Source organism: Anaerostipes hominis (ex Lee et al. 2021), from assembly GCF_002270485.1.
GTDB lineage: Bacteria > Bacillota > Clostridia > Lachnospirales > Lachnospiraceae > Anaerostipes > Anaerostipes hominis.
On sequence record NZ_NQOG01000003.1, the window covers coordinates 212,350 to 228,729 of the forward strand.

The following is a 16,380-nucleotide window of genomic DNA, read 5'->3' on the forward strand; positions in this document are numbered from 1 at the left end:
TCCTACTATATCCAATCTTTATCATATTATTTTAATCTTACGGCAAAACCGAAAAAAGTTCTTCTTTCGCTGCATTCAGTTCACCGGCCTGTTCCCTCGTAATCTTTTCAAGCTTCACATGTTTGAGTGCTTTCTTTAAATTTGCTGCTGCATCTTTGATGGCTTTCTTCTTTTCTTTTTCGATCTCTTTCTTGTGCTCTGCAAGATACTGCTCCGCTCTGACAAGCGTCTCTTCCGCCTCATGGTAGGACTGAACCGCTTCTTTGTGTTCCTTATCGAACGCTGCATTTTCCTTTGCATTACGGATCGCCTGTTTGATTTCTTCCTCGGACATATTGGAACTTGAAGTGATTACAACGCTCTGTTCCTTTCCGGTCCCCAGGTCTTTTGCCGATACCTTTAAGATACCGTTGACATCAATATCGAAGGTCACTTCGATCTGAGGCACCCCTCTCACAGCCCGTTTGATCCCCTTGAGCCGGAAATTGCCGATGACCTTGTTTTCATTGGCCATCATACGTTCTCCCTGGAGAACCTTGATATCCACGGCTGTCTGGAAATTGGCGCCTGTAGTAAAAATCTGGCTGTGACGGGTAGGAATTGTCGAATTGCGCTCTATGATCCTGGTAGCCATGCCTCCCATCGTCTCGATGGATAAGGAAAGCGGTGTTACATCCATGAGCAGCACTTCATTGGTTCCGGCCTCTCCTGCAAGTTTCCCTCCCTGGATGGCAGCTCCCAGTGCGACACACTCGTCGGGATTTAAGGACTGGTCCGGACGCTTTCCGGTGATCTCTGCCACCTTCCGCTGTACCGCCGGGATCCTCGTAGACCCTCCGACCATCAGCACCCTGTCGATCTCTCCTGCAGACAGTCCCGCATCCTTCAGCGCGTTTCTCACCGGTTCTTCGGTTTTTGATACAAGGCTGTAAGTCAGCTCATCAAACTTTGTCCTCGTAAGCTGGATATCCATGTGGTGTGTCTCACCCCGTTCCACGACGATGAACGGCAGGTTGATATTTGTCTCAGACATGCTGGAAAGTTCGATCTTGGCTTTCTCTGCCGCTTCCCTGATCCGCTGCATTGCCTGGACATCTTTTTTCAAATCAATTCCATCTGTCTTTTTAAAAGTTTCAACCAGATACGCTGCCACTGCCTCGTCAAAATCATCACCTCCCAGGTGGTTGTTTCCTGAAGTTGCCAGCACCTCAATCACACCGTCTTCGATCTGAATGACAGATACATCGAAAGTACCGCCTCCCAGGTCATAGACTATGATTTTTTGCTCCGTTCCGTTGTCCAGCCCATAGGCCAGTGCTGCTGCAGTAGGTTCGTTTATGATACGCTTTACATCAAGACCTGCGATCCTTCCCGCATCCTTGGTGGCCTGTCTCTGGGCGTCATTAAAATATGCAGGCACGGTGATCACTGCCTCTGTCACTTCCGTTCCCAGATAGCTCTTGGCATCTTCCTTTAATTTCATCAGGATCTGGGCGGAAATCTCCTGTGGGAGATAATTCTTTCCGTCGACTTTTACCCTGTAATCCGTTCCCATATGCCGTTTAATGGATGACACTGTCCGCTCCGGGTTTGCCGCAGACTGCCTTTTGGCCGCATCTCCAATCAGTCTCTCCCCATTTTTGGTCATGGCCATGACCGACGGCGTTGTCCTTGAACCTTCCGCATTATGTATGACAACGGCTTTTCCGCCTTCCATCACGGCAATACAGCTGTTGGTCGTCCCTAAATCAATCCCTATGATCTTACCCATAAGTCCTCCTGTTTATGTTCCATTGTTAATAAGGCCTGCAGCAGCAGTTGATGAGCATATTCAGCATACAAAGCTGCATGCAGCAGCTGCTTCCCATACTGCTTCTTCCGTACCCGGACCCCATATTCTGATACCAGTTTCCGCTCTGCTGCATCTGCTGGAGGAGCATCCGGTATTCCATGTTGGAAGGGTCCATCTGTACGGCCGTCTGCGCATGCTCCAGCGCGGTTACATTGTTGCCGATGCCCATGTTTGCCACAGCACTGAAATAAAACCACTGTGCATTTCTCTCTGAGATACCTCCGAGCACCTGAAGCGCCTCCCGGTAATGTCCTGCCCGCAGGTAATTATAGGCGGCCGTCATTTCTGCCGAACCGGTTCCGGCATTGCCGTATCCCCCATAGGAGGACTGCTCTCCCTGATATGGATTTCCATATGGGTTTCCGCCGGATGCGCCGTACTTTCTAAAGTCCATAACCTTTTTGTAGGCCTCCTGGACTTCTTTAAACTTCCGCTCTGCATATTCCGGCTGGTTTAAGTTAGCATCCGGATGATATTTCTTGCTCAGCCTCCGGTATGCTTTTTTTATTTCCTCATCAGTCGCATCCTGGGATACGCCTAAGATTGTATATGCTTCATCCATCTCACTCTTCCTCACTGCCTTTTCTTTTGTTCTTTGCGATCTCAAATTTCGTCCATGCTCCAGAATAAATGATATTCCTGAGAATTTCAATATCCTTTAAGATCGGCAGGCGTTCAAACACAGCGGCACACTCCGTCATCATCATGGTCAGGACCGTCTCTGCTCTCTGATCAAACTCTTCGCTTTTCGCATAAAAACTCCATGGATTGTACCGTTCGTTCTTCAGATCATCGGATAAATCTTCGTAGGCATCCATCAGATAGATGAACTTTCCAAGAAAGAATCCCATCGTTCTCAGATCATCAGACCACTCATCCTCCCTGAAGACAAAAATCTCTCCGAGCATCTTTCCCGTGAGGCCTGCCACACGATCCAGCTGATCCGTGTTCTCCCCTTCACAGACAGAAAGCTTCTTTATATAATCTCTGACAGCCCGGCTCTGTCTCGGATATCTCCGGGCGATCTCCATACATGGTTTCCTGATGCCATCTGCCAGCAGAAGGCTTTTAAGCTTCTTATCGTCCTGCCAGTCATCCAGCAGATTATAATAAGTAAGAAGCATTCCCATATCCGCCGCATAGTCGCTCAACTGATTGCACATAACCTTCTGCCTTTTCGTTGGGTGGAGTCCGCAGAAGTGCTTACCGGAGTGAAGCTTCGGCTCATAAAGCCCGTTTAATAAAATGGCAAGAAACGTCATGTCAAAGCTCAGCGTCAGCTGACCTTTTTTTCCGTAATGCTTGTAAAGCCGCCGGCACAGCCCGCAGTAATAAGCACGGTACCGCTCATAATCTTTGATCTTCATCTCAGGCTTATTGACAGTCAAATATCCAAACATGCAAGCCTCCTTTTACGATCTCGCCTGGAATTCTTTCCGGCATTTCGGACAGGTGATCACGATATTCCCCTTGCCCTTCGGTACCCTGATATCCTGACCGCAGCCCGGACACCGGAAAAACTTGTGCGTTTTGCGCTGTTCAAAATGAAGTTTCTTCCTCCTGAAAAAACCGGTAATCTTGCTGGTCCTCCTGAGAAATGCCGCATTTTCAGCCGATCTTTTGGCAATGTTCCTGGAAAAAATCCGGAAATAGGAATAAATCAGCAAAACAACCCCTAAATAATATAAAAGAAACGCTTTCTTTATAAATATAGGAAGAAACATCCCCGCCAAAGCCACGATCAGCAAAAATTTCGAAAGAGAATCTGTACCGTAACGCCCTCTTAAAAAACTCTGAATCTTATCTCTCATCAACTCACCTTTCTTTACGTTCAAATATAATCATGAAACACTGGAAAATGTCATAGGTAACATTATAGCATTTTCATTTGCCGGAAAACATAAAGAAACTATAAAATATCTGAACTTTTTGTGTCATAGAAAAATACATGCCTCATATAATGAAGAAAGGAGATGATGAGATGACAGATTTAACAAGGCTTCGCATGGAGCAGGAAAAACTGAAATTAAATCAAAAATACGCCTCCCATTCCGATCCGTTTCACACAGAACCGGAAGAGAGCGCCAGCTACTGGTCTTTTCTGAAGCTGCGCATGATTTTTTCTATCATTCTGCTGCTGTTTGTCCTCTCCCTTTCTAAAACAGCCGGTTCCAGAGATGCCCAGAAAATCAGGTCCGTCATTCAGCACATCGACCAGAGAGACCCTTATACCCAAAAAGCTCTCAATGAAATCCAAAAAAATTTCCATTAACCCTCAAACAGCCGCTTCCTCTTATTCGTTGGAAGCGGCTGTTTGCAGATTATTTTTTCTTTGGTTTGGGCTCCGGAAGTTCCTCAAATGAAGCCCGAAGAAAACGGTGAAGCAAATCCCGATCTTCCGGATCTTCGATGAGAAAATAAGGTTTTGCCCCGTCATAGGGCGGTTCTTTCGGACACTCAGGCAGAATCTCTTCCCCGGCTTTCGTGATCTTGACAAAAAATTGATTATCACAGATGACACCTATAAATTTCCCGTCCAGATAAATACCGTATTCTCCGAACATTTTTCTGTAAGAGACATCTCCGGCACCCTCTGCCTGACCGCATACATATTCTACAAATTCAACACTTGAAGCCATATCTTCACCTCCTGTCATCATACTTAGAATAGCAAAAGGAACAGGACAGCTGCATGTCCTGTTCCAAATCTTCCTGTTATTTTCCTTCTTTAACCTGACAGAACTTTTTCTTTCCCTTTTTCAGGAGCAGACGTTCTTTGTCATCAAAATCTGCCGAAGTAAACACCTGTTTAAAGTCCGTCACTTTCTCCCCGTTGACGGATACGCCGCCCTGGATCACGGTCCTTCTGGCATCAGATCTTGTAGAGCAAAGTTTCGTATCTACCAGCAGAGTCAGTATATCGAGTCCTTCTTCAAGCCGTGCCTTGGAATACTCATGCACCGGCGCATCCTCACTGGCCGCACCCTGCACAAACAAGGCTTTTGCTCCGGCCTGTGCCTTCTTCGCCTCTTCCTCGCCGTGGACGATCTTCGTCACTTCATATGCCAGCACTTCTTTTGCTTTATTGATCTCGGCATCCTGAAGCGCTCCCAGCCTTCTCACCTCTTCCATCGGAAGGAAGGTTAAGAGTCCGAGACACTCTTCTACTTTCACATCTTCGATGTTTCTCCAGTACTGATAAAATTCATACGGAGAAGTCTTTTCAGGGTCCAGCCAGACGGCTCCCGCCATCGTTTTGCCCATCTTCACACCGTCGCTTCTGGTAAGCAGGGTAAGCGTCAGCCCAAACGCATTTTTCTGCTCCTTGCGGCGGATCAGATCCGCGCCCGCAAGAATATTGCTCCACTGGTCATTTCCACCCATTTCCAGGGTACATCCATATCTGCGGTTCAGCTCCAGGAAATCATATGCCTGCATGAGCATATAGTTGAATTCAAAAAATGTAAGTCCTTTCTCCATACGCTGTTTATAGCACTCGGCAGTCAGCATTTTGTTGACAGAAAAATGTACTCCGATCTCTCTTAAAAAATCTACATAGTTTAAGTCCAAAAGCCAGTCTGCATTATTTTCAAGGATTGCCTTGTCGTTGTCAAACGAGATAAACCGGGACAGCTGCTCCTTAAATCGCATGGCATTGTGTTCAATGGTTTCTTTTGTCATGATATTTCGCATGTCAGACTTGCCGGAAGGGTCACCGATCATAGTCGTGCCGCCCCCTAAAAGGGCAATCGGTCTGTGCCCTGCTCTCTGCATATGCATCATGGCCATGACCGTAAGGAAATGCCCTGCGGTAAGGCTGTCTGCGGTAGCGTCAAACCCGATATAGAACGTTACCTTTTCCTTTCCAAGCAGATCGCGCAGCTCCTCGTGGGTCGTCTGAGCGATAAAGCCTCTTTCCTGCAAAATATCGTATACATTTTCACTCATTGGTCTACTCCTTTATCTAAATTGTTCATTTTCAATTTCAGCCGTGTAATAGATTCTGGCTTTTACGGAAACTCTTCGATGATCTTTAACAGCAGTTCCCATGTCCTTTTAACGGAAGGAACAGAAAGCCTCTCACCGGTCGTGTGAATATCAAAGATATCCGGTCCGAAAGACACGATATCCAGTCCCTCGATTCTGGATGCAAAAATGCCGCACTCCAGTCCTGCGTGGATCATCTCCACTTTCATTTCCTTTCCGTACATCTGCCGGTAAGCCTTCAAAAATACGTCTCTTAAAACCGAATCCTTCTTATATTCCCATGCAGGGTAATCGTTGACCCGCTCATAACTGCCGTTAAGCTTCCGGGCCAGAGACTCAAGGCGGCCTGCCAGCTCCTCTTTATAAAAAGGCGCCGAACTGCGCACACCGAAAGAAAATGAGATTTCTTCTCCGTCCATCTTAAGAATCCCCAGGTTTAATGAACTTTCCACCAGACCCTCGATATCCCGGCTCATCGTGTAAATGCCGTTTGGCGTATGGTTAAGGAAATAAAGCACTGCATCCTGCGCATCCTGAGTCAGGCAGTCCCTTTTTTCCATTTCAGAAAATTCCAGTCTCACTGCCATGCCGTCATCTGTACCCTGAAACTGCTCTTTAAAACTCTGAAGCAGCTTTGCCGCCGCCTCTTCTATCGCTTCTCTGTCCTCACAGATCAATTCCGCATAACACTCGTTGGGAATGGCATTGTCTTTCTGCTCCGAAGCCCCATAGATTCGGCTTATATGAATCCCCTTTACGCAGCAGAGCAGCCGTCCCATCAGGATATGGGCATTCCCCCGGTTTTTATCGATCTCGGTTCCCGAGTGTCCTCCCAGGAGGCCGGTTATGGAAACCGTGCACATTCTGCCCGTTATCTGCTCATATTTAAGAGGAAGGGAGACCTTGACTGTCGTTCCCCCTGCACATCCCGCAAGCAGAATTCCTTCTTCCTCCGAATCGATATTCAGAAGATACCTGCCTTCAAGAACCGAGGTGTCAAGGGCCGTGGCTCCCTCCATGCCCACCTCTTCTTCTGTAGTGAACACCACTTCCAGAGGTGGATGTTTCATTGAATCATCGTCCAGGAGCGCCAGGCAGTAAGCCACCGCAATACCGTCATCTCCTCCCAGCGTCGTTCCTTTTGCAGAGACAAAATCTCCGTCGGTCTGAAGTTCAAGCGCGTCTTTTGCAAAATCCACCGGACTGTCAGGGTCCTTCTGGCACACCATATCCAGATGCCCCTGAAGGATCAGGACCGGCTTATGGGCACAAGAAGGAGAGGCCTCCTTTTTGATGATCACATTATAGTGGTCGTCCTGTATCACAAAAAGGCCTCTCTTTTTGGCAAAGTCCACGCAGAAATCACTCACGGCCTTACAGTTGTAAGAGCCATGAGGAATCGTTGTCAGGATCTCAAAATATTCAAATACTTTTTTTGGTTCTAAATGATCTAATACCCCAAAAGTCTTCACCTCTAATTTTTAAAACTGTGGATTGGCGCAGGAATTCTTCCGCCGCGGTTAATAAAATCATCACATGAAAATTCATTGACTGGCATGACCGGAGCGTATCCCAAAAGACCTCCGAATTCCACCTGGTCTCCCACATCTTTTCCGATGGCCGGGATAATCCGGACTGCGGTAGTCTTCTGGTTGATCATTCCGAGAGCCATCTCATCGGCGATGAGTCCCGCGATTGTCGCCGCCTTTGTCTTTCCTGGGATTGCGATCATGTCAAGACCCACGGAGCAGACACAGGTCATAGCCTCTAATTTTTCCAGAGTCAGGGCGCCTGCGTTGACCGCATCGATCATCCTCTGGTCCTCGCTGACCGGAATAAATGCTCCGCTTAAACCTCCCACGTAAGAAGATGCCATGACGCCGCCCTTCTTTACCTGGTCATTCAGCATGGCAAGAGCCGCCGTGGTTCCCGGTGCACCTGTGTACTCAAGGCCGATCTCCTCTAAGATCTCTCCAACGCTGTCGCCCACTGCCGGGGTCGGCGCGAGGGAAAGGTCGATGATGCCGAACGGGATTCCAAGGCGTTTGGATGCTTCCTTGGCAACCAGCTGTCCCACACGTGTGATCTTAAACGCAGTCTTCTTGATGGTCTCACAGAGAACTTCAAAATTCTCCCCGTGTACCAGTTCGATGGCACGTTTCACAACACCGGGTCCGCTGACTCCCACATTGATGACAGAATCTGTCTCGGTCACGCCGTGGAAGGCGCCTGCCATAAAGGGATTGTCATCCGGAGCGTTGCAGAATACGACAAACTTTCCGCATCCTAAACAGTCATTGTCTTTTGTCAGTTCGGCAGTCTCTTTGATCATCTCCCCGATGAGCTTTACGGCGTCCATGTTGATGCCTGTCTTTGTACTTCCAACATTGACAGAAGAGCAGACAAAATCTGTTTCCGCCATGGCTTTCGGTATAGAACGGATCAGCAGTTCATCCGCTTTCGTCATGCCTTTGCTCACCAGTGCGGAATATCCTCCGAGGAAATTGACTCCCACCTGCTTTGCCGCCTTGTCAAGCACCTTTGCAAGCTCTACGAAATCATCCGAAGTTTTACAGACATTCCCCGCCACCAATGCGATCGGAGTGATGGAAATCCTTTTGTTTACGATTGGAATTCCAAACTCCTTTTCAATATCCTTCCCGGTTTTCACAAGATCTTTCGCCACCGTGGTAATTTTCGCATAAATATTTTCTTTTACCTCAGAGAGCGTGGAACCGACACAGTCCAGCAGGCTGATCCCGATGGTGATGGTTCTGACGTCCAGATTCATCTCTGAGATCATCTTATTTGTTTCGATTACTTCATTAATATTTATCATTTCAGACCCCCGTTAAATCCTGTGCATTACATTAAAAATCTTTTCGTTCTGTGCCTGAATGACAACGCCTAACTCTTCTCCGATCTGTTTGAGTTCTTCTGAGAATATTGTGATATCTTTTGTCGCCTCGGAAGAATCCACAACCATCATCATGTTGAAAAATCCCCCTGTGATGGTCTGGGAGATATCCAGAATATTCACATGATTGTTGGCCAGATAGGTGCAGACCTTTGCGATAATTCCAACATTGTCTTTCCCTACCACTGTAATTACTGTCTTATCCATTTTAAATCCTCCTAAAAATATGTATCTTAACTGACTTTTGTGATGGATGAAATGCTGTCTCTCTTTGCCACCTCCATCAGGAAATCCGGCTTTGTAAGCGCCACCTTTACGGTCTCATAGGCCAGCTCTGCAAAGTTGTTCTCCTTGCTTAAATGTCCCAGATAAACCTTCTTTGTCTTCTCCGTCACAGTATCTTCTATAAGCTGGGCACACCGCTCATTGGACAGATGTCCGTGATCCCCCAGTATACGCCTTTTCAGATAATACGGATAACTTCCCACCTGGAGCATATTCACATCGTGGTTTGCCTCTACAAACAGGATATGGGAATCTCTGATCTTTTCCACCAGATATTCATCGTAGTCTCCAAGGTCCGTGGCAATGCTTGCCTTGAACCCTTCTGAATAGAAGGAATAGCATACCGGGTCTGCCGCATCGTGCCAGACATGTGATGCCTCCACTGTTATATCGTCAAGCTGAAACGGGTGATCCGCCTCGATCGGATGAAACAAGTCCTTGTCTACCTTTCCGATGTACCTGCTGTCCAAAACCGCATCAATGGTCTTTGCCGTGGCGAAGACCGGAAGTCCATATCTTCTCAGCATCACTCCCAGCCCTTTGATGTGGTCGGAGTGCTCGTGGGTGATCAGTATCCCGGAAAGCTCAGACGCCTTGGTATCCAGTTCGTCCAGAGACTTTTCAATCCTCTTGGCACTGATGCCGCAGTCTACCAGAAGCTTGGTTTCCTTTGAACCTACGAATATAGAGTTGCCTTCACTGCTGCTTGCAATACTTGTTAATTCCATTCTTCTACCTCAATTCATCTTCGTCCGCATAAACACGTGCGGCGAATCTATCTGCCATTATATCATAAGGTAATAAAAAATGTATAGCATTTTCAAGTCAACATCCTGCAAAAATTTTTTATCACTCTTTGCGTTATAATGGATTTGAAACTATTTTTCTCCCTGCCGCGTCTAACTTTTGTAGCTACAAAACAAGGATGTTTCATTCATGACAAAGATGCAGGAGATGGAAGATCTGACAGCCGGTATCATTCTCGATGAATATGAAAGCCTGTACCGTATGGCTTATACTTATGTCCATAATGAAAGTGATGCCATGGATATCGTTCAGGAAAGCGCATATAAAGCTATCACCAAATGTCAGACGGTAAAGCCCCGGTATCTGAAAACCTGGATTTATCACAACAGATTATGAAGTTCTTCTGAACAATGATTCCTTCCTTTCCATCCGGATCCGAACCGAGACTTCAGAAGCAAGCTCTCATTCCTACAGCCGCATTTATAACATCAATAAAAAGGCAGGTAAGATCATGAAACTTGGCAGCCTGTTTCGAAAAAAACTGATGTCCCGGTGGACGAATTCAAAAAAATTTCTGCCTCACAGAATTTTTACCTGACGTCATCCGGAGATCTGGTGATCGTATTTGACAAATATGAGGTTGCTCCGGGATATATGGGTGCCCCTGAATTTACAATTTCAAAGAAGCTGCTTTCTTCCATCTTACGATAAATAACAAAAAACCTGACACAGTGCTGTCAGGTTTTTTCTATTATAATAGAAATATCCGGAAAGAAGTTTTATTATGGATGAATTAAAAATAATCGCTGTAGACGAAAACAATATCGGCCAGGAACATATCTGCTGTGCTATCACTGACAAGAAAGGTGAAACCTGTGTATCTTCCAAAAAGGCCTGGATGCAGGAACGTTTTCCGGACGGGCTGGTGTTCAGAAAGCTTAATGTGTGCGGAAAAGTATTTATCGAATATATCCCTGCCGAGAACGCATGATTTGAAAAATTCATACAGCAGAACTTTTAAATTTCTGCTCCCAATATCTCTGCGATCTGCCGTTTTGTCTCATTAAGGCTTCCGGAATTGTCAATGATATGCGTCGCTGCCTTGCGGAAGCTCTCCTCTCCCGGCTGGCTCTTTATCATGGAGGCCGTTTTCTCATCTGAGTAGCCCCTTCCCTTTTTCAGTCTCTGAAACCTCAGATCTTCTCTGGCAAACACATACCAGAGCTGATCAAATCTCTGTTCAAATTCTGCCCCTGTGAGCAGGGCTGCCTCGTAGACGATCAGCCGGATATCCGGATCACTCTCCATGCTGTCCATCCGGTGCAGGATCTCTCTCTCCACATTTGGATGGGTAAGGCTGTTCAGAACTCCGAGTTTTTCTTTGTCCTTGAACACGATGGCACCCAAAGCGGCACGGTCGATCGTTCCCTCGTCAGTTAAAATACTATTTCCGAATTCCTTCACAACAGCCTCATAACTTTCCGCCCCCGGCTCCATGAGTTCATGTGCCACCCGGTCCGCCTCGATGAGACCGGCCCCGTATTCTTTCCTTAAAATATTCAATACCTCACTCTTTCCGGACCCTACACCTCCGGTGATTCCAATGACTTTCTTCATTTATTTTGCCTCATACCAGCTGTTTCCAGTGTGAATGTCAATGCTCAGCGGCACAGAAAGCTTTGCAGCGCTCATCATTTCTCTGGTGAGTATTTCTTTAACTTCTTCCACTTCGCTGTCATGGGCTTCGATGAGCAGTTCATCGTGGATCTGCAGGATCAGCCTGGATTTTAATTTTCTTTTCTTCAGTTCCATATTGACCCGGATCATTGCGATCTTTATAATATCAGCCGCAGATCCCTGGATCGGCGAGTTCATGGCAACCCTTTCTCCGAAGTTTCTCTGCATAAAGTTGCTGGACTTTAACTCCGGTATAGGCCGGATTCTCTGAAACATTGTGGTCACAAAACCTTCTTTTTTTCCTTTTTCCACTTCCCTGTTCAGGTATTCTTTAACCTTTGGGTAAGTCTCAAAATATTTGTCGATATATTCCTGCGCCTGCTTCCTCGTGATCTTTAAATCCTGACTCAGGCCAAAAGCGCTGAGTCCATAGACAATCCCGAAGTTTACCGCCTTGGCATCCCGCCTCTGAATGCTGCTCACCTGGCCGATCGGCACGCCGAACACTTCGGAAGCAGTCCTGGCATGGATATCCTGTTCCAGCTCATAGGCGTGGATCAGATTTTTATCTCCGGAAAGATGGGCCAGCACCCTCAATTCGATCTGGGAATAATCTGCGTCCACGAACGTATATCCTTCCTCCGGCAGAAACACCTTCCGGATGGCCCGTCCAAGTTCTACTCTGGCAGGAATATTCTGCAGGTTGGGCTCCGTGCTGCTGATCCTTCCGGTGGCTGTGATCGTCTGGTTGAATTTTCCGTGGATTCTTTCGTCATCGCTGATATAGTTGGCCAGCCCGTCCGCATACGTAGATTTCAGCTTGGTGAGCTGTCTGTACTCAAGAATGTAGGAAATAATCGGATATAAGTGCTCGATCTTTTCCAGCACATCCACACTGGTGGAATAGCCTGTCTTTGTCTTCTTTCCGCCCTCCAGCTTCATATGCTCAAACAGGACGACACCCAGCTGTTTCGGAGAATTGATATTGAATTCCTCCCCGGCCTCTTTATAGATCAGTTCCCTAAGCTCCTCAATGCGCCCGATCAGCTGATCCCCATATTCCTTTAATGCTTTCCGGTCCACATGGATGCCCCTGACTTCCATATCGTGGAGGGCCACCATAGTCGGGATCTCTATCTCCTCATACAGAGAAAGCATCCCGGTTTCCATAAGTTTTTTTCTTAAAGGCCCGATGCACGCGCATGCCACATAGGCCTCATAGCCGATGATCTGCTCTCCTTCCGGCAGCAGTTTTCCCTCTTCAAAAATACTTTTCTTCTTGTCCAGCAGTTCTTTTTTGGAAGGCAGCATAATACCCAGATAGTCTCTGGAAATATCATCGTATTCATAGGTGCTCTTTAACGGATTTAAGAGATAAGCCGCCAGAGCCGCGTCAAAGATGCTCTTGTCATCTTCGCTCAAAGACAATTCATCCAGGAATTCCTTTACATTCATCATGCTGACTCTTGGAACAGTGCGGTAAAGCTCTCCGGCCTGTCCTATCAGATAATCTCTGGTCAGAAAGCCCTCTGTCTGAAACAGGAATGTATCCGTCCCTTCTATACACAGCCCAAGGGAAGTATATTCCTGTTCATGATAGACTGCCAGCCCTGCCGCCTTACATTTTTTCGCTTTAGAAAAAATCCGATCGGCCTCATCCAACTCAGAAACCTTTTTGAGGTTCACGGAAAATTCTTCCCCGTGTTCTCCGTCAAACCGCTTTAAGACTGACTTAAATTCCAGCTGTTTTAAAAGCTGATAAGCCTCTCCTGTAAAAATATCATTTAACTTGGCATCGTCAAAAGAAAGTTCGATCGGGCAGTCCAGCTTAATGGCAGCCAGTTCTTTGCTGAGCACTCCCTGGTCATAAAATTCCTCCAGCTTATTTTTAGCCCGCTTCGGCATCACTTCCTCAATGTGCTCATAGGCATTTTCTATACTCTTAAACTCCTTGATGATCTTAGCCGCAGTCTTTTCTCCGATTCCGGGAATTCCGGGAATATTGTCGGATGCATCTCCCATCAGGGCCTTCATGTCGATGAATTCTTTCGGCGTCACTCCGTAAGTTTCCATGACGTCCTCGGCAAAGTAGTCTTCTACTACATTTCCCCCGCCCTTAGTCTTTGGAATGCGGATCTGCACATTTTCTGTGGCCAGCTGCAGAAGATCCCTGTCTCCGGAAATGATCCGCACCTGATAGCCCTCTTGTTCCCCGATCACAGACATCGTCCCGAGAAGGTCATCCGCCTCATAGCCTTCTTCCATCATCAGCGGTATATCCATGGCTTTTAAAACTTCTTTAATCACGGGTACCTGTTCTCTTAATTCTTCGGGCATAGGTTTTCTGGTGCCTTTATACTCCTTGAACATTTCATGGCGGAAGGTAGGCGCACTCAGGTCGAAAGCCACCGCAAAATGGGTCGGCTTCTCCTCATCCAAAAATTTAAACATGATATTTAAAAATCCAAGGATCGCATTGGTATGCAGACCCTTACTGTTGGTCATATCCGGAAGCGCATAAAAAGCCCGGTTTAAGATGCTGTGGCCGTCGATCAGCATTAATTTTTTTTCCATAATGGACATTCTCCTTTTTTAAACAATTATCATCATTGTAACACAAAGAAAATAGTCTAGTCCACTTCATGTTAGCTTCTTTTCTCCTTCTATATTATTTCCCCGCTTCCGCCGCGCATACTCATAGAAAAAACCTGATATGTACTTATAAAAGCACATATCAGGCCCATCCGTAAGTTTATTATGAAAACATCGGTGTTGAAAGGTATCTGTCTCCTGTGTCCGGAAGCAGGGCAACAATCTTCTTACCCTTATTCCCCGGACGTTTTGCAAGCTGAATGGCAGCCCAGAGGGCGGCCCCTGAAGAAATCCCCACTAAAATCCCTTCTTTTCTGGCGATGGCTCTTCCAAGCTCGAAGGCATCCGCATCATCAACAGCAATGATCTCGTCATAGATCTTTGTGTTCAGTACATCCGGAACAAAGCCTGCCCCGATTCCCTGAATCTTATGAGGACCGCTCTGCCCTTTTGAAAGTACAGGAGAACTGCTCGGCTCCACTGCCACGATCTTAATATCCGGATTTTTTTCTTTCAGATATTCTCCGGTTCCGGTTATCGTACCTCCGGTTCCAATCCCTGATACAAAAATATCGACTTTTCCTTCCGTATCATTCCAGATCTCAGGTCCGGTGGTCTTCTTATGGCGCTTTGGATTGGATGTATTGACAAACTGTCCGGGAATAAAGCTGTCTTTTAATTCTTTTGCCAGCTCTTCGGCCTTGGCAATGGCGCCGTTCATTCCTTTCGTACCGTCTGTCAGTACGACTTCCGCTCCGTACGCCTTCAGCAGATTCCGGCGTTCTACGCTCATAGTCTCCGGCATCGTAAGAATGATGCGGTACCCTCTGGATGCCGCGATCGCCGCCAGTCCGATTCCTGTATTCCCGGATGTAGGCTCAATGATGACGGACCCTTCTTTCAGCTTCCCTGCTGCCTCCGCGTCTTCGATCATCTGTGCCGCCACACGGTCTTTGACGCTTCCTGCCGGATTAAAATATTCCAGTTTCGCAATGATCTCTGCATCTGCTCCATATTCCTTTTCCAGACGGTTCAAACGGACCAACGGGGTATTTCCAATTAACTCTGTCACATTTTGATAGATTCCTGCCATACTTTTTCTCCTTTTTATATTCCTATATTTCCTACGCGTTTAGTATGTTTTAATTATATGCAATACCTTTTTTATGTCAATACTTTTTTCAACAAAATAAGATTTCACCTGTCTTGAAAAAGATTCATTTATTTAGTATATTATATATTGTTACCGGGTGAGCACCTACCGTATGCAAGGCTGATTCTTGCATACGTTTTTTATTTTATGGAGAAATGAACAGAAAAAACTGCAATTAGATTGATCAAATTCTGTATACCACTTATTTTAAGCAGTATCCTTCAGCAGCTCTACAACTGGGCGGATGCATTTATTGTCGGAAATGTGGCCGGAGAAAATGCTCTGGCCGCCATCGGCTCTACAACTACAATCATTAACCTGTTCCTCACTGCCATAACAGGGTTTACTCTCGGCCTTTCCATTTTATTTGCCCAGAAATTCGGCGCCGGAAAAAAGGATCAAATCTCAAAAACTCTATCCGTATTCACTGTTGTTCTGGGCTGTGCTTTTTTGCTTGTCCCGGCAGCGGGCATTCCGGGCGCCTATCCATTGCTTCGCACGATGAATACGACACCGGAAACCATTCATATGGCAAAAAATTATCTTCAGATTATATTGATCGGCATACCGTTTCTTGCCGTATATAACGTCTACACTTCAGCACTCCGCGGCATTGGAAACAGCCGCGCTTCTTTTGGTTCTGTCCTCTGTTCGTCTGTCGTGAATGTTGTACTGGGAACCGGGGGATATTTAATTTCCATGTTTGGAATAAGTCCGGAATCGGCGGAGATCGGAAAAAATTTCTTCCAAAGAATTGCGGCGTTTTATGTGGTTTACGGCATCGCCATGTCCATCCGGGGTTATACAGAAGGAATCGGAGACGTTCTCTTCTCCAGTATATCGGGGATTGCCGCACTGGTCTCCCGTATTATATTTTCATATGCTTTTGCGGGACTTTGTGGAAACATGATCATCGCCTATGCGGAAGCAGGCTCATGGGGAGTCTTATTTTTCCTGTACCTTATACGCATCCTCTGGAGACAGAAAACGGGCATTCCGCCTCAAAAGGCTTTTTCAAAAAGTTAAATTCTGCAATAACGTCAAGTCATGACCGCCCGTAAAACGGGCGGCTTGTTCTGAGGCTATAAGCCTCTGTTACCGGCCAGCGCCTAAAGACGCTGGCTTTCACTTTGTTCAAGCCTTAACGCCCTTGACTCGTCGCTGCCCTTG

Annotated in this window: 17 protein-coding genes and 1 pseudogene; 5 read left to right on the forward strand and 13 right to left on the reverse strand. The window is 46.6% G+C overall.

The genetic code is table 11. The features are described from left to right. Nucleotides 1-37 precede the first annotated feature (37 nt). From dnaK to CI597_RS05345, 4 genes are read right to left on the reverse strand one after another with little or no spacing between them, the layout of a single operon-like run. Nucleotides 38-1,771 (reverse strand): molecular chaperone DnaK, encoded by a 1,734-nt coding sequence (gene dnaK, locus CI597_RS05330; RefSeq protein WP_024727853.1) that lies wholly within the window; start codon nt 1,769-1,771, stop codon nt 38-40. Nucleotides 1,772-1,796: 25 nt separating this feature from the next. Then, the gene (locus tag CI597_RS05335; RefSeq protein ID WP_186992394.1) at nt 1,797-2,414 is read right to left on the reverse strand and encodes a J domain-containing protein; all 618 of its coding nucleotides are present in this window, start codon (nt 2,412-2,414) and stop codon (nt 1,797-1,799) included. A 1-nt stretch (nt 2,415) separates the two neighbouring features. Then, nucleotides 2,416-3,252 (reverse strand): DUF5685 family protein, encoded by an 837-nt coding sequence (locus tag CI597_RS05340; protein WP_024727854.1) that lies wholly within the window; start codon nt 3,250-3,252, stop codon nt 2,416-2,418. A gap of 12 nt (nt 3,253-3,264) precedes the next feature. Next, on the reverse strand, nt 3,265-3,663 hold the full coding sequence (locus CI597_RS05345) for a hypothetical protein (RefSeq protein ID WP_024727855.1): 399 nt from the start codon (nt 3,661-3,663) through the stop codon (nt 3,265-3,267). 170 nt (nt 3,664-3,833) lie between these two features. On the opposite strand from CI597_RS05345, the gene CI597_RS05350 reads away from it, so the two are divergent. Further along, nucleotides 3,834-4,124 carry a hypothetical protein gene (locus CI597_RS05350; protein ID WP_235824553.1) on the forward strand — a complete coding sequence of 97 codons (291 nt, stop codon included), beginning with the start codon at nt 3,834-3,836 and terminating at the stop codon, nt 4,122-4,124. A 49-nt stretch (nt 4,125-4,173) separates the two neighbouring features. Here CI597_RS05350 and CI597_RS05355 read toward each other — a convergent pair whose 3' ends face one another. The 6 genes from CI597_RS05355 to CI597_RS05380 all read right to left on the reverse strand — a co-directional run bounded on the left by CI597_RS05355 (nt 4,174) and on the right by CI597_RS05380 (nt 9,769). Then, entirely contained in the window at nt 4,174-4,491 is a 318-nt protein-coding gene (locus CI597_RS05355) for a TfoX/Sxy family protein (RefSeq protein ID WP_024727857.1), read from the reverse strand. 76 nt (nt 4,492-4,567) lie between these two features. Next, nucleotides 4,568-5,800, reverse strand: a complete 1,233-nt coding sequence (gene tyrS / locus CI597_RS05360; protein WP_024727858.1) for a tyrosine--tRNA ligase — start codon at nt 5,798-5,800, stop codon at nt 4,568-4,570. Nucleotides 5,801-5,862: 62 nt separating this feature from the next. After that, entirely contained in the window at nt 5,863-7,311 is a 1,449-nt protein-coding gene (locus tag CI597_RS05365; protein WP_024727859.1) for an aminoacyl-histidine dipeptidase, read from the reverse strand. A gap of 2 nt (nt 7,312-7,313) precedes the next feature. Then, complete coding sequence (locus tag CI597_RS05370; protein ID WP_024727860.1) at nt 7,314-8,678, reverse strand: PFL family protein; 1,365 nt, start codon at nt 8,676-8,678, stop codon at nt 7,314-7,316. A 12-nt stretch (nt 8,679-8,690) separates the two neighbouring features. Then, on the reverse strand, nt 8,691-8,963 hold the full coding sequence (locus tag CI597_RS05375) for an ACT domain-containing protein (RefSeq protein ID WP_006567296.1): 273 nt from the start codon (nt 8,961-8,963) through the stop codon (nt 8,691-8,693). Between the two features lie 26 nt (nt 8,964-8,989). Further along, a complete protein-coding gene (locus tag CI597_RS05380; protein ID WP_024727861.1) occupies nt 8,990-9,769 on the reverse strand; it encodes an MBL fold metallo-hydrolase in 780 nt (259 codons plus the stop codon). Nucleotides 9,770-9,977: 208 nt separating this feature from the next. Here CI597_RS05380 and CI597_RS05385 point away from each other — a divergent pair, with 208 nt between their 5' ends. The 3 genes and pseudogenes from CI597_RS05385 to CI597_RS05395 all read left to right on the forward strand — a co-directional run. Further along, nucleotides 9,978-10,184, forward strand: a complete 207-nt coding sequence (locus CI597_RS05385; protein ID WP_024727862.1) for a sigma factor — start codon at nt 9,978-9,980, stop codon at nt 10,182-10,184. Nucleotides 10,185-10,340: 156 nt separating this feature from the next. Next, on the forward strand, nt 10,341-10,499 hold the full coding sequence (locus CI597_RS18395; RefSeq protein WP_235824554.1) for an RsiV family protein: 159 nt from the start codon (nt 10,341-10,343) through the stop codon (nt 10,497-10,499). 73 nt (nt 10,500-10,572) lie between these two features. After that, nucleotides 10,573-10,776, forward strand: a pseudogene (locus tag CI597_RS05395) (GNAT family N-acetyltransferase); the annotation flags it as partial. Between the two features lie 29 nt (nt 10,777-10,805). Here the strand turns inward: CI597_RS05395 and coaE are convergent. The 3 genes from coaE to cysK form a co-directional block, all read right to left on the reverse strand. After that, nucleotides 10,806-11,405 carry a dephospho-CoA kinase gene (gene coaE / locus CI597_RS05400; RefSeq protein ID WP_024727864.1) on the reverse strand — a complete coding sequence of 200 codons (600 nt, stop codon included), beginning with the start codon at nt 11,403-11,405 and terminating at the stop codon, nt 10,806-10,808. Beyond that, complete coding sequence (gene polA, locus CI597_RS05405) at nt 11,406-14,039, reverse strand: DNA polymerase I (RefSeq protein WP_034549479.1); 2,634 nt, start codon at nt 14,037-14,039, stop codon at nt 11,406-11,408. 181 nt (nt 14,040-14,220) lie between these two features. Beyond that, a complete protein-coding gene (gene cysK / locus CI597_RS05410) occupies nt 14,221-15,150 on the reverse strand; it encodes a cysteine synthase A (protein ID WP_024727865.1) in 930 nt (309 codons plus the stop codon). A gap of 240 nt (nt 15,151-15,390) precedes the next feature. Here cysK and CI597_RS05415 point away from each other — a divergent pair, with 240 nt between their 5' ends. Next, nucleotides 15,391-16,236: an MATE family efflux transporter gene (locus CI597_RS05415; RefSeq protein WP_235824555.1), complete on the forward strand. Its 846-nt coding sequence runs from the start codon at nt 15,391-15,393 to the stop codon at nt 16,234-16,236. Nucleotides 16,237-16,380: the final 144 nt, after the last annotated feature.

Excerpts from the sequence above, each read along its gene's own strand:
- dnaK (WP_024727853.1), bottom strand. The coding sequence starts at position 1,771 with ATGGGTAAGATCATAGGGATTGATTTAGGGACGACCAACAGCTGTATT.
- CI597_RS05335 (WP_186992394.1), bottom strand. The coding sequence starts at position 2,414 with ATGGATGAAGCATATACAATCTTAGGCGTATCCCAGGATGCGACTGAT.
- CI597_RS05340 (WP_024727854.1), bottom strand. The coding sequence starts at position 3,252 with ATGTTTGGATATTTGACTGTCAATAAGCCTGAGATGAAGATCAAAGAT.
- CI597_RS05345 (WP_024727855.1), bottom strand. The coding sequence starts at position 3,663 with ATGAGAGATAAGATTCAGAGTTTTTTAAGAGGGCGTTACGGTACAGAT.
- CI597_RS05350 (WP_235824553.1), top strand. The coding sequence starts at position 3,834 with ATGACAGATTTAACAAGGCTTCGCATGGAGCAGGAAAAACTGAAATTA.
- CI597_RS05355 (WP_024727857.1), bottom strand. The coding sequence starts at position 4,491 with ATGGCTTCAAGTGTTGAATTTGTAGAATATGTATGCGGTCAGGCAGAG.
- tyrS (WP_024727858.1), bottom strand. The coding sequence starts at position 5,800 with ATGAGTGAAAATGTATACGATATTTTGCAGGAAAGAGGCTTTATCGCT.
- CI597_RS05370 (WP_024727860.1), bottom strand. The coding sequence starts at position 8,678 with ATGATAAATATTAATGAAGTAATCGAAACAAATAAGATGATCTCAGAG.
- CI597_RS05375 (WP_006567296.1), bottom strand. The coding sequence starts at position 8,963 with ATGGATAAGACAGTAATTACAGTGGTAGGGAAAGACAATGTTGGAATT.
- CI597_RS05380 (WP_024727861.1), bottom strand. The coding sequence starts at position 9,769 with ATGGAATTAACAAGTATTGCAAGCAGCAGTGAAGGCAACTCTATATTC.
- CI597_RS05385 (WP_024727862.1), top strand. The coding sequence starts at position 9,978 with ATGACAAAGATGCAGGAGATGGAAGATCTGACAGCCGGTATCATTCTC.
- coaE (WP_024727864.1), bottom strand. The coding sequence starts at position 11,405 with ATGAAGAAAGTCATTGGAATCACCGGAGGTGTAGGGTCCGGAAAGAGT.
- polA (WP_034549479.1), bottom strand. The coding sequence starts at position 14,039 with ATGGAAAAAAAATTAATGCTGATCGACGGCCACAGCATCTTAAACCGG.
- cysK (WP_024727865.1), bottom strand. The coding sequence starts at position 15,150 with ATGGCAGGAATCTATCAAAATGTGACAGAGTTAATTGGAAATACCCCG.